This is a genomic window from Phyllobacterium lublinensis (assembly GCF_020164435.1).
Classification (GTDB): domain Bacteria; phylum Pseudomonadota; class Alphaproteobacteria; order Rhizobiales; family Rhizobiaceae; genus Phyllobacterium; species Phyllobacterium lublinensis.
Genome location: NZ_JAIUDQ010000019.1, coordinates 77882 through 90291 on the forward strand (window position 1 = coordinate 77882; position 12410 = coordinate 90291).

Below are 12410 nucleotides of genomic sequence, written 5' to 3' on the forward strand. Positions count from 1 at the left end.
TATGGATAATAGCCGGATATCTCCTTCGAAAGGTAAATTAGTTTGCGATCGTCGTTCGTGCCCCTCTTCCTGCTGGCGCTGCCATTTCTGGAAATAGCCGGTTTCATCGTGGTCGGCAGCAAGATCGGCGTGCTGCCAACCCTCGGACTGATCATACTGTCGATCTTTCTCGGGGTTTTCCTTTTGCGTTTTCAGGGCTTTGGACTGATCCAGAGAATTCGCGAAGAAACCGCAGCTGGCCGCACGCCAAAGCGCGAGCTGGTCCACGGAGTAATGCTTGTCTTTGCCGCATTCCTGCTGATCATTCCGGGGTTCATCACCGACATTGCCGGTCTCCTCCTGTTTATCCCGGCAATACGGGATATTGGCTGGCGCTTCATCAGCGATCGCGTGGTGGTGGTTGGCCCCGGCACGCGCCAGCCGACACGGCCAGGCGCTACACGCATCAAGGATCGCGTCATTGAACTTGACCCGGAAGATTATTCGAGCAAGCCTGATCCGGATTCGCCCTGGAACCCGAAACCATAGTTCCAGCACGCTCGCGCCTTGCCTCGTCCCGGTACACATGCTAGCGAGCCATCATTCATTTGATAATCGCGCAAAGCGGACGCAACAAAAGAAGGTTTCCAGACAATGGCTCAAAAGCCCGATGAAAAGGCCGGGAACGGCAACGAAGCTACCAATGGCGAGGGAGCTGCCCAGCAGCAGACACTGAACATACTGGCGCAGTATGTGAAAGACCTTTCCTTCGAAAGCCCCGGCGCACCGCTGTCGTTGCGTCCGCGCGACAAGGCACCCGGCATCAGCATCAACGTCAATGTCAATGCCAATCCGATCGCCGAGAATGATTTCGACGTTGTCCTGACGCTTTCCGCCAAGGCTGGTGAAGGCAAGGAAGTCCTGTTCAACGCCGAACTCGTCTATGGCGGCGTCTTCCGGCTCGTCGGCTTCCCACAGGAACACCTGCTGCCACTTCTGTTCATCGAATGCCCGCGCCTGCTGTTCCCGTTTGCCCGTCAGATCATTGCGGAAGCAACGCGCAATGGCGGCTTCCCGCCTTTGATGATCGATCCGATCGACTTTGCGCAGATGTTCCAGCAACGCATGGCCGAAGAACAGGCCAAAGCCAAGGTCAGCTAAGCGGGCGTCCACTTTGACGATGATGAAAGACCCGGGTTTTGCCCGGGTTTTTTATTGGATTGCGATACGCTCGTTCCAGAGGGCTTTCTCGCCAATCTTTTCCACCAGCCTGGCGTGTGCGAGCCGCTCAGCTTCCGACAGGCGCGATGGGAGTGGCAATGGCCGTCGCGCGATGACAATCAACCCCGCCATATCGGTCGACTGCTGGTTTCCGGATTGCTCGGCGATGGTCAATCCCAGGGCCGCCTGCTTGCCGCCGATCAGCTCGATATAGACTTCCGCAAGGAGCTGGGAGTCGAGCAAGGCGCCGTGCATGGTGCGGTGGCTGTTGTCGATTCCGTAACGGCGGCACAGCGCGTCGAGCGAGTTCGGTCCCATCGGATGCTTGCGGCGGGCCAGGGCCAATGTATCCACAACCCGGTCATTATGGATCGGCGGATGCCCAACCCGATTGAGTTCCGCGTTGATGAATCCCATATCGAACATCGCATTGTGGGCAATCAGTTTTGCGCCATCAATAAAATCGAGAAAATCATGGAGGATTCCAGCAAAGAGCGGCTTGTCCGCAAGCTGTTCGTTGCCGATACCATGGACGGCAAGCGCATCCGGATGCACTGTCTTGCCCTCCGGATTGATATAGACATGGAAGGTGCGGCCCGTGGGGAATCGATTGACGAGTTCGACACCACCAATTTCGATAATCCGGTCATCCAGCCTGTCGAGGCCGGTTGTTTCCGTATCGAATATGATTTCGCGCATGGAATCACCCTTTTGCCCAACTTTCACAAATTGACCAGCCCGGGCAAGAGCGGATCCACTGTTTCCCCTTCTATCCTGACAGGATTCGGATGATCTTGCGCACTTCCGACCGGGTGACTTCAAAATCGTAGCGCGTATCAATGACGAAATCGGCTCGCGCCCGCTTTTCCGCATCAGGCGTCTGTCGTTCGAGGATCGCATCGAATTTGGCCTGTGTCATGCCCGGCCGATCCAGCACCCTTTTGCGCTGAACTTCCGCAGGGGCGGTCACGACGAGAATTTTGTCCACCCGCCCTTCTGCGCCTGTTTCGAACAGGAGTGGAATATCGAGAACGATCAGTTTCGAACCCTGCGCCCGGGCCGCCTCGCGAAAGCTGTTCTCCTCGGCGCGCACGAGCGGATGGATGATCGCCTCCAACTGCTTCAGCTTGCCTGGTTTGCCCATGACGGCGGTTGAAAGCTTTGTCCGGTCCACCTTTCCGTTTGTGATCGTTCCAGGAAATGCCGCTTCGATCAGCGGAGCGGCTGCGCCAGAGTAAAGCTTATGCACGGCATCATCAGCCGAATAGACCGGTATGCCTTCATCCATGAACATCTTTGCCGAAGTCGACTTCCCCATGCCGATGGAGCCAGTGAGACCAAGCACGATCATTTGCTGAAGCCATTTCTGGCGGACCTGTTCATGTCGGCGATGATCAATTCGCGCAATTCGGGCGTTACATCCGGCCTCGTTCCGAACCAGCGCTCGAAGCCGGGCACTGCCTGATGCAGCAGCATGCCGAGCCCATCCGCGGTGCGCAGGCCAAGTGCGTTGGCGCTCTGCAACAAAGGCGTCATCAGGGGAACGTAGACGATGTCCGTCACCAATACGTCCCGATCAGCATTCGACAGATCGACCGCACCATCGTCCTTGCCCTCCATGCCAAGGGATGTGGTATTCACGATCAATGCTGCGCCTTCCAGCAATTCCGGAATTGCACGCCATTCATGACTGCTTGTACCCCTGCCAAAACGGTCTGCAATTTCGCGCGCCCGCTCAACCGTACGATTTGTGATCCGAATATCGTCGAATCCTCGCTGTTTCAGCGCATACACCACGGCACGGCTGGCACCGCCAGCGCCGAGCACAAGGGCTGATTTATGCCGGTCCCATCCTGGATTCATGCCATCAAGGTTAGCGACGAATCCGTAAGCATCCGTATTGCCGCCCCAAAGCACCCCATCCTCAAACCAAAGCGTGTTTACAGCGCCTATCTCTTCCGCAGCCGCATCGCGCCTCGAGCATAATGCAAAAGCGTTCTCCTTGTGGGGGATGGTTACATTGCCGCCAACAAAACCGTTCTTGTGCAGGCCCCGAATGAAATCAGCAAAGCCATCCGGAGCCACCTCGATCGCCCGGTACGACCCATCCAGACCATAGTTCTGCAACCAATGGCCATGAATGAGCGGCGAGCGCGAATGGCGAATGGGATATCCGGTGACGAAAGCCGCAGGAAAGTCAGCCATCGATCGCGCCTTCGCGACGGAGTTCCGCCAAGAGCGGCAGGAGCGGCAGGCCTACAATGGTGAAGTAGTCGCCCTCAACTTTTTCGAACAGCTGCACGCCTTCGCCTTCATACTGGTAGGCGCCGACGCTTTGCAGAGCGATGGGGCCGACTCGTGCCAGATGCCTGCCGATGAATCCCGGATCAAGTTTGCGCAAGGTCATGCGCGCGACCGATACATGCCGCCACAATGTCTGTCCGTTTCTGGCCAGGACCACCGCGCTGTTCAAATGGTGTGTCTGCCCGGACAGTCTCAACAATTGCCTGCGTGCAGCTTCCATATCCTCCGGCTTGTGTAAAACCTCATCGCCAAGCGAGAGCGTCTGGTCCGATCCGATCACCAAGCCCTCGGGATTCTTCTCGCTGACGTCAAGTGCCTTTGCCTCTGCGAGCACGAGCGCCACATCTTCCGGCGTCGCGCCACTATCATAGAGAGGAGCTTCAACGGCGCGTTCGTCTATCTCTGCAGAACGTGCGCTGAACTCTATCCCGGCGTTCTTGAGCAATGTTGCGCGGAACGGACTCTTGGAGGCGAGGATGATGCTCATTGTCTTGCTCTTCATTGCCACGGTTTAAGCGAGTGATCGTGATATGAATTCCGTTATCGTCCCTCTGACCGGAGGGCAAGCACGGCCGCGGCAGTTTCTTCAATCGAACGGCGGGATACATCGATCATTGGCCAATTATGCCGGTGGCAGATTTGCCGTGCGTAGGTTAGCTCCTCAATGATATTTGCCCGATCGAGATATTGGTCGGCGTCGAAGCCGTGTGTTGCGCCGAGCACCCGGTGCTGCCGCACCTGGGATATGCGCTCGGCGGACGCGACCAAACCCACGATCAACGGCCTTTCGGACTGCACAAGGACATCCGGAATTGGCACTCCTATGACAATGGGAACATTGACCGTCTTGATCCCTCGATTTGCCAGATAGATGCTGGTCGGCGTTTTGGACGTACGCGAAATACCGATCAGGACGACATCAGCTTCTTCTATATCTGGCGGTAGCTGCCCGTCATCATGTTCCATCGTGAAATTGAGTGCGTCGATACGCCGGAAATATTCGGCGTTGAGAACGTGCTGTGCACCGACCCGGCGACCTGCAGGCGCCCCCAGATAGGATTGGAAGATCGTGAGCACCGGTTCTAGCACCGAAACGCAGGGAACCCCGATTGCCGCACAGCCATCATTGATCATCGCAGCAAGTCTCTGGTCAATGATCGTATAGAGTACGATTCCAGGTTCCGCATCGATACCGTCCAGCACTCGTTTCATCTGTTTTTCCGTCCGGATCAGCGGATAAACATGCTCTATCGCCCTTGCATGCGCATATTGCGCGGCTGCTGCGCGCCCTGCTGCAATGAGAGTCTCGCCGGTCGCATCAGAAATCATGTGGAGATGGAAGTAATTTACCGGTTTTGTCACAGAAATCTCGAACTCCTGTTGATGGCTGGGGACAAGATCCCGAAGCGTCCACAACTGATGCCAGCCATGTGAATTATTGGCAAGTCATCCACAGTTCGCCTGGCTGTGCGCTACTTTTCCAACACGCGTCTCAATCTGGGGATTGTTGCGACTCATCGTCCTCCATCCCAAAGATATCCACATGGATGTTCACGGTTAGTATTATATTAAACCGTTGTAATTATTATATTTATGAGCATATCCCCGTTTTTTTTGGAATTTGCCATTTCGTTCTTCAAGGCACGCCGCGAAAATCGATGCTGTGGGAAAATACTGACATTATGGTAATTCCCGATACAAACAGACTCTAAGAATCAGAAAACCAAAATAGATCTGAATTTCTTTTTTGTAAGATTAGGGTGGAGACATCGGAAATGGTTCGCAAAGTGATGAAAGTCCTTGGAGGGGAAACGGTCTTTCCTCCTCCGATATGGATGATGCGTCAGGCGGGGCGATATCTCCCGGAATACAGGGAGGTGAGGAAGAACGCCGGAAGCTTTCTCGACCTGTGTTATTCGCCAGACCTGGCTGTCGAAGTGACGCTCCAGCCGATCCGTCGTTTCGGTTTCGATGCAGCCATTCTTTTCTCTGATATTCTGGTGGTTCCCCACGCCCTTGGTCGTGATCTTCACTTTGAGGAAGGCCGCGGCCCATTAATGACGCCGATCGATGTGGACGGTATATTCTGGTTGGAAGCCAGTGGTGCCGCAGATCGGCTGGAGCCGGTCTACGAGACGGTTCGGCTGTTGCGGCAACAACTTCCAACCGAGACAACGCTGCTTGGCTTCTGCGGCGCGCCTTGGACCGTCGCAACCTACATGATTGCCGGACATGGCACGCCAGATCAGGCTCCGGCGCGGCTTTTCGCCTATCGTAACCCGGATGCTTTCCAGAAGCTTCTCGATGAGCTCGCCGACGTATCGGCCGAGTACCTGATCCGCCAGATCGACGCCGGGGCCGATGCCGTGCAGATCTTCGATTCCTGGGCCGGTGTTCTCGACGAAATCTGTTTCGAGAAATTCTGCGTCGCACCCGTAGCGCGGATTGTGAAAAAAGTTCGGTCGGTACATCCGGATACACCCATCATCGGCTTTCCCAAGGGAGCAGGCTCCCTTTATGTCAATTATCGGGAACGGACTGGGGTGACGGCACTTGGGCTGGATTGGACTGTGCCACTGTCGTCGGCATCTTCGCTTCAGGGGGGCGGACCAATACAGGGAAATCTTGACCCGTTGCGGGTCGTGGCCGGCGGTCGTGCTCTCGATGAAGGGATTGACGCCATTCTTGACGCACTGGGCCAGGGACCGCTGATCTTCAACCTTGGTCATGGCATTACGCCGGATGCTCCAGTTTCCCATGTCGAGCAGATGGTTAGCCGTATTCGCCAGGCCGCGACAAGCAAATAGGACGTTGAGCAAAGCATGACAACCACGGGATCGAGTGACGCCAACGCACGGAGTGTGCCGCTATTGCCAAGGGCGATCATGGCCGTGGTTGCCCTGGCTGGTATACTGCTTGTCTTTTTCTATCCGACGCAGTCCTATTTGTGGGTCAAGGCAATCCATGTCATTGCGGTCATTTCATGGATGGCTGGCATGCTCTATTTGCCGCGCCTGTTCGTCTATCATTGTGCGGAGGAACCGGGATCGAAACAGTCCGAGACATTCAAGGTGATGGAACGGCGGCTCCTGAAGGCAATCATCAATCCTGCCATGGGTATCACCTGGCTTGCCGGGCTCTGGCTGGCATGGCAGTCAGCGGCCTACCAAGATGGCTGGTTCCACGTGAAATTCCTTGCAGTCCTGATCATGTCAGGCGTGCACGGCTATTTTTCCAAGGCTGTACAGTTGTTTGCAGAAGACCGTAACGGCAAGCCGGCGCGCTTCTGGCGGTTGATGAACGAGGTCCCGACTGTGCTAATGGTCATTATTGTCATCATGGTCATCATAAAGCCATTTTGACCGGTCACAAAAACTGGCCCAGATATCTATATCATTCATGAAACCTCTTGCCCTTGCAGCCATGATTGGCTAGATAGGGGCTCCCTCTCTAGGAAATACCGCCACAGCATCTTTAGCCATTTTCAGTGGCACTGCATTCAGGCATCGTCATTTCCCTTTCCCATTTCAAACCTATTGAATTAAGAGTTCCGCACACATGCAGGAAATGAAACTACAAGAACTTAAGAACAAGACCGCGGTTGATCTTCTCGCCTTTGCCGAGTCGCTTGAGGTCGAAAACGCGAGCGTCATGCGCAAACAGGAATTGATGTTTGCCATTCTCAAAAAGCTGGCCTCGCAGGAAGTTGAAATCATCGGTGAAGGCGTTGTCGAAATCCTCCAGGATGGATTTGGCTTCATGCGTTCCGCCAACGCCAATTATCTTCCAGGTCCGGATGATATCTACATTTCGCCGTCGCAAATCCGGCGCTTTTCCCTGAAGACGGGCGATACCGTGGAAGGGCCCATCCGCGGGCCTAAGGAAGGTGAGCGTTATTTCGCCCTTCTCAAGGTCAATACAATCAATTTTGAGGATCCGGAAAAGATCCGGCACAAGATCCATTTCGACAATCTGACACCGCTTTATCCAAATGAGCGATTCAAGATGGAACTGGAGAATCCGACCACCAAAGATCTGTCCGCCCGCGTGATCGATCTGGTGGCTCCTCTCGGTAAGGGCCAGCGCGGTTTGATCGTTGCTCCGCCGCGGACCGGTAAGACCGTCCTGTTGCAGAATATTGCCCACTCGATCACCGCCAATCACCCCGAATGCTACCTGATCGTGCTTCTGATCGATGAGCGTCCGGAAGAAGTGACCGATATGCAGCGCTCCGTGAAGGGTGAAGTTGTATCATCGACATTCGATGAACCGGCGTCCCGTCACGTCCAGGTCGCGGAGATGGTCATTGAGAAGGCCAAGCGCCTCGTCGAGCACGGCCGCGATGTTGTCATCCTGCTTGATTCGATCACCCGACTGGGCCGTGCGTACAATACGGTTGTGCCATCATCCGGCAAGGTTCTGACCGGTGGTGTCGATGCTAATGCCTTGCAGCGCCCCAAGCGGTTCTTTGGTGCTGCGCGGAATATCGAGGAAGGCGGTTCGCTGACTATCATCGCAACAGCGCTGATCGATACGGGCAGCCGCATGGACGAAGTGATCTTTGAAGAGTTCAAGGGCACGGGCAACTCGGAAATCGTGCTCGACCGCAAGGTGGCCGACAAGCGCATATTCCCTGCGATGGATATCCTCAAGTCAGGTACGCGCAAGGAGGACCTGCTCGTCCCGCGTCAGGACCTGCAGAAGATATTCGTGCTGCGCCGTATCCTTGCTCCGATGGGAACGACCGACGCGATCGAGTTCCTGATCGACAAGCTGAAGCAGACCAAGACGAATGGCGAGTTCTTCGACTCCATGAATACATAAGCCTTCAGGGATCTGGCCGGAGCAGGTTTTCCAGTTCCGCCGCCGTTCCCACTGGAGCAAGACAAATGAGCCCGCGGCACAGAAATGCCGCGGGCTTTTTGATGAGCACTTCGCCGCCACCCGGCACAAGTTCGATGCTTTCGTTTTCGCGAAATTCGATCCAGATATCCGTCCGGCGCGGATCTGGCAAACGGTCGGCCACCCGGAGAAGGTCATGGTCGCGACTGGGCGTTACCAGCACTAATTTCAGCGGCTCGAGCAAAAGGCTGGCGCTATTGAGAACGCCTGCCTGGCCGTATCTTTGCTGGAGCACGCGGCCGAGTGCCTTCTGCGCGATGGTCTCGGCGCGTTGCCGCAAGATATAGTCATCCGTTGCGACCGCCAATCGTGTAATAGCGTCGATGATCTGGCCTGTGGCGCTCGGTATCGCCTCATCCTGGTCGCCGCGTACGCGAATGATCACGTCGGCGCTGTCGGAGGCGCTCAGCGCATGGCCACCATCTTCGGTGGAATGCCAGGTATCGAGGGCATCGAGCCAATGGCGCGCATCTGCCAGGAATGCCTTGTCGTGTGACGCTTCATAGAGTGACAATGCGGCATTGATCATGGATGCATAATCGGACGAAAGACCCGGGAATAACCGCGAACTGCCCAGGACGGAGTGCGGCAGCCTGCCGTCAACCATCGATTCGGACACGGAACGATAGCAACCCGTGGCCAGCTCTAGCCAGTCAGACCGATGAAAGACGCGAGCAGCTTCTGCCAAACTACGTATTGCCAGCCCATTCCAGTCTGTCAGCGCCTTGTCATCGCGCCCGGGATGTGTGCGTTTTTCGCGAACACTCCATAGTTCCTGCCGCGCCCGGTCGAATCTCGACTCAGTTGTCGGATCCAAACGTTCGAGCGCATGCAGACGATTAAGGATCGTTTTGCCTTCCCAGTTGCCCTCCTTCCGAACGTCGTAGACGCGGCGGAAATCCGCAAACTCGACGGTGTCCGGAATTTCGCTGGAGGACCAAACGTAAAATCGACCCTCCTCGCCTTCGCTGTCGGCATCGAGGCTGGAGGCAAAACGGTTTTCGACCAGCATTTCCCTCTGGAGCCAGGCGATCGTTTCTTCGATTCGGAGACGGAAGATTTCGTCGCCGGTTCGTGCAAAGGCATATGTTGCATGCCGTATCAGCTGAGCGTTGTCGTAAAGCATCTTCTCAAAGTGAGGAACCAGCCAATCCTCGTCGACGGAGTAACGCGACAGACCGCCGCCGAGGTGATCATAAATCCCGCCCTGCAACATGGTCTTCAAGCTGATGATGAATGTATCCCTGTGGTTTCCAGCGCCCGTTCTCAGCCAGGACAGCCAGAGCGCGTCCATAAAGGGAGCATTGGGGAATTTGGGTGCCCCGGAGACACCGCCCTTGCGCAAGTCCATCATGCCAAAGACATTTTCAGCAAACTGGTCAAACAACCGTTTATCAAGGGGCGATGCCTCGGCTTTGCCATCGAGGCGTGCACTCACATGGGCCGTAAGGGCATCCACGTTCTGTTGGACGCGGACGCGATCCTCTTTCCAAACATGGCCGATCGTTCGCAGGACGTCGAGAAAGCCCGGCCTGCCATAATGTGCATGCTTCGGAAAATAGGTTCCGCCCCAGAATGGTTTGCCATCGGAAGTCAGGAACATGGTCAAGGGCCAACCACCCTGCTCGCCCATTGCAGCGAGCGATGCCATATAGATCTGATCGATATCGGGCCGCTCCTCCCTGTCTACCTTGACGTTGATGTAAAGCGTGTTCATCAGCTCAGCGACTTCGCTATCCTCGAAGCATTCATGCGCCATGACATGGCACCAATGGCAAGCGGCATAGCCGACCGAGAGCAGGATGGGCTTGCCCGTGCTGCGCGCCTCGTCCAACGCGTCCTTTCCCCAAGGTCGCCAATGGACCGGATTATCGGCATGCTGCCGGAGGTACGGGCTCGACTCTTGTCCGAGCAGATTGGCTTGCTGAAACATTCAGGATTCTCACGCTCTTTTCGTCGGGTTCGCCGCAGTCTACAAGAGGGTCAGTTTAAGCGTGGATGAATGGAAATGAAACAGCACCATGTTTTTGGCGAAACCATTTTCGCCCTTTCAAGCGGGAGATTGCCGGCGGGCGTCGCCGTTATACGCATATCCGGCCCCCAAACTCGATTCGTTATCGAAACGATTTCTGGTATCCTTCCTGATGCGCGTTCGGCGTTGCTGCGGACATTCAGGGATCGCCAGGGCAATCCAATCGATCGCGGTCTTGTGCTGTTCTTTCCCGGGCCGCAAAGCTTCACCGGAGAAGATTGCGGTGAGTTGCATCTTCATGGAGGCAAGGCTGTCGTCGATGCGATGCTGACAGCATTGTACTCATTCGAACATTGCAGGCTTGCCGAAGCAGGCGAGTTTACGCGGCGCGCTTTTGGCAATGGCAAGTTCGATCTGACAGTTGCAGAAGGCTTGGCAGACCTCATTGCCGCAGAGACCGACAGCCAGAGACGGCTCGCTCTTCAGATCACGTCGGGCGTGCAGACGCAGTTGTATGCGTCCTGGAGAACAGAACTCATTCGCGCACGCGCGCTGATTGAAGCTGATCTCGATTTCGCCGATGAATCGGACGTACCGGGATCGGTGTCGGACCGGGTGTGGCCCGAAATCAAAGATCTGGCGAATCGTATTGGCAGGCACGTTGCCGACGGCAAGCGGGGCGCAATGATTCGTGACGGATATCGTGTGGTAATTGTCGGCGCCCCCAATGCCGGAAAATCAAGCCTGCTGAATGTCCTCGCGGGGAGCGACGTGGCAATCGTATCGGATGAACCCGGCACGACCCGTGACTTGATTGAAGTGAGACTTGATCTCGGTGGCCTGCCGGTTCTCGTGACCGATACAGCCGGATTAAGGCAGACGGACGGTAAGGTTGAACAAATTGGCATAGAACGCGCACTGCAACGGGCAGCAAGCGCCGACCTGGTCCTGGCACTCACCGACCTGTCCAACCCGGTCGAAGCACATCTTCCCGATGTCGATGAATGTGCAATCCTTCGTGTCGGCACCAAGGCAGATCTGGTGCCCGCCGCTAAAGGGCATGACCTTGTCATTTCAACACGTACGGATGATGGAATTGCCAAACTGCTCGCTGTCCTGACCGAGCGGTCGTCCGCTGCCGCCGGCAGCCTGTCCGATCCATTGCCTACGCGGCGCCGGCATATGGAACTGCTGCTCGAGACGTGTCGGGAAATCAATGCAGCCATTGAGGGGACGACAGTGCCGATCGAAGTTCGCGCAGAATATCTGCGTCGGGCATCGCAGTCTCTGGGGCGCATTACTGGTGATGTCGACGTCGAGGATATTCTCGACGTGGTTTTCTCACAGTTCTGCATCGGCAAGTGATTCACGTGAAACATTGCGCGTGGTTCTCGCCAGGTTGGAGTACGAACCATGGCCAACCATGCCATTGTCCTCGGTCCTCTGTTTAACCCGCGGATGACAGAGAGGGATGTGTTACCGTACCAACTCAAGATGACGACGAGCTCTAGCCCCATGCGTGCTTTAGCAAGCGCACCATGAGGGATGTGGGTGGACTGGGCTGCGTTCGGATCGTTCGATTGCAACGGCGAAGCAGTATACGGCTGCCCCCACCGCCGTCATCCTCGGGCTTGACCCGAGGATCCACAATCTGACCAGAGCGAGCAACCGGCCTCCAATACGGGCGGCGTTTGAGGGGCGGTCGTACCAATTCAAGATAACGGCCTGGCTTGGTGTTGTGCGTGGTTCGACAAGCTCACCGTGAGGGATGTGGTGGGTGCGCGATCACCGGGTTGTACTCGTTGGCACGGACTGGCGTTGCAGAATATGGCTCCCTGCAGCCCTCTATTTCCCTCATGCTGAGCTTGTCGAACCACGCACAGCGCCGGGGGGCCAGTCCCAGAGGGCTCCCACATCCTGAGCCTGACGACGGATCAAAGTGCTTGGAGCGCCTTTGCAAAAAAATCTCCTGAAACTTATCCACGCCCTCCGAACCTCGCTTATGCTCATTGCCGTCCTTCCCGTGGGAACT

12 protein-coding genes are annotated in these 12410 nt (G+C 56.0%); 6 read left to right on the forward strand and 6 right to left on the reverse strand.

Annotation, left to right across the window (positions count from 1 at the left end; all coding sequences use genetic code 11):
* The first annotated feature begins 42 nt into the window (after window positions 1-42).
* Window positions 43-528 carry an FxsA family protein gene (locus K9U38_RS19655; RefSeq protein ID WP_224496045.1) on the forward strand — a complete coding sequence of 162 codons (486 nt, stop codon included), beginning with the start codon at window positions 43-45 and terminating at the stop codon, window positions 526-528.
* 105 nt (window positions 529-633) lie between these two features.
* Window positions 634-1140 carry a protein-export chaperone SecB gene (gene secB / locus K9U38_RS19660; protein ID WP_224496046.1) on the forward strand — a complete coding sequence of 169 codons (507 nt, stop codon included), beginning with the start codon at window positions 634-636 and terminating at the stop codon, window positions 1138-1140.
* Window positions 1141-1191: 51 nt separating this feature from the next.
* On the opposite strand, the gene dnaQ is transcribed toward secB, so the two are convergent.
* The 5 genes from dnaQ to K9U38_RS19685 form a co-directional block, all read right to left on the reverse strand.
* Window positions 1192-1899: a DNA polymerase III subunit epsilon gene (gene dnaQ / locus K9U38_RS19665; protein WP_224496047.1), complete on the reverse strand. Its 708-nt coding sequence runs from the start codon at window positions 1897-1899 to the stop codon at window positions 1192-1194.
* A gap of 70 nt (window positions 1900-1969) precedes the next feature.
* The gene (gene coaE, locus K9U38_RS19670; protein WP_224496048.1) at window positions 1970-2551 is read right to left on the reverse strand and encodes a dephospho-CoA kinase; all 582 of its coding nucleotides are present in this window, start codon (window positions 2549-2551) and stop codon (window positions 1970-1972) included.
* Complete coding sequence (locus K9U38_RS19675) at window positions 2548-3405, reverse strand: shikimate dehydrogenase (RefSeq protein ID WP_224496049.1); 858 nt, start codon at window positions 3403-3405, stop codon at window positions 2548-2550. Before K9U38_RS19675 ends, coaE begins: the two co-directional genes overlap by 4 nt.
* The gene (locus tag K9U38_RS19680) at window positions 3398-4006 is read right to left on the reverse strand and encodes a Maf-like protein (RefSeq protein WP_224496050.1); all 609 of its coding nucleotides are present in this window, start codon (window positions 4004-4006) and stop codon (window positions 3398-3400) included. Before K9U38_RS19680 ends, K9U38_RS19675 begins: the two co-directional genes overlap by 8 nt.
* 38 nt (window positions 4007-4044) lie before the next feature.
* Window positions 4045-4866 (reverse strand): pyruvate, water dikinase regulatory protein, encoded by an 822-nt coding sequence (locus tag K9U38_RS19685; RefSeq protein WP_370632021.1) that lies wholly within the window; start codon window positions 4864-4866, stop codon window positions 4045-4047.
* Between the two features lie 413 nt (window positions 4867-5279).
* Here K9U38_RS19685 and hemE point away from each other — a divergent pair, with 413 nt between their 5' ends.
* The 3 genes from hemE (at window position 5280) to rho (ending at window position 8328) form a co-directional block, all read left to right on the forward strand.
* Window positions 5280-6311 (forward strand): uroporphyrinogen decarboxylase, encoded by a 1032-nt coding sequence (hemE, locus tag K9U38_RS19690; RefSeq protein ID WP_224496052.1) that lies wholly within the window; start codon window positions 5280-5282, stop codon window positions 6309-6311.
* Window positions 6312-6389: 78 nt separating this feature from the next.
* Window positions 6390-6866, forward strand: a complete 477-nt coding sequence (gene hemJ, locus K9U38_RS19695) for a protoporphyrinogen oxidase HemJ (protein WP_224496061.1) — start codon at window positions 6390-6392, stop codon at window positions 6864-6866.
* Between the two features lie 196 nt (window positions 6867-7062).
* The gene (gene rho, locus K9U38_RS19700; protein ID WP_027230937.1) at window positions 7063-8328 is read left to right on the forward strand and encodes a transcription termination factor Rho; all 1266 of its coding nucleotides are present in this window, start codon (window positions 7063-7065) and stop codon (window positions 8326-8328) included.
* A 4-nt stretch (window positions 8329-8332) separates the two neighbouring features.
* Here rho and K9U38_RS19705 read toward each other — a convergent pair whose 3' ends face one another.
* Window positions 8333-10339, reverse strand: coding sequence for a thioredoxin domain-containing protein (locus K9U38_RS19705; protein ID WP_224496053.1), 2007 nt, complete (start codon window positions 10337-10339; stop codon window positions 8333-8335).
* 75 nt (window positions 10340-10414) lie between these two features.
* Between K9U38_RS19705 and mnmE the strand changes: the two genes are divergently transcribed.
* Window positions 10415-11743 carry a tRNA uridine-5-carboxymethylaminomethyl(34) synthesis GTPase MnmE gene (gene mnmE, locus K9U38_RS19710; RefSeq protein ID WP_224496054.1) on the forward strand — a complete coding sequence of 443 codons (1329 nt, stop codon included), beginning with the start codon at window positions 10415-10417 and terminating at the stop codon, window positions 11741-11743.
* The last annotated feature ends 667 nt before the right edge of the window (window positions 11744-12410 follow it).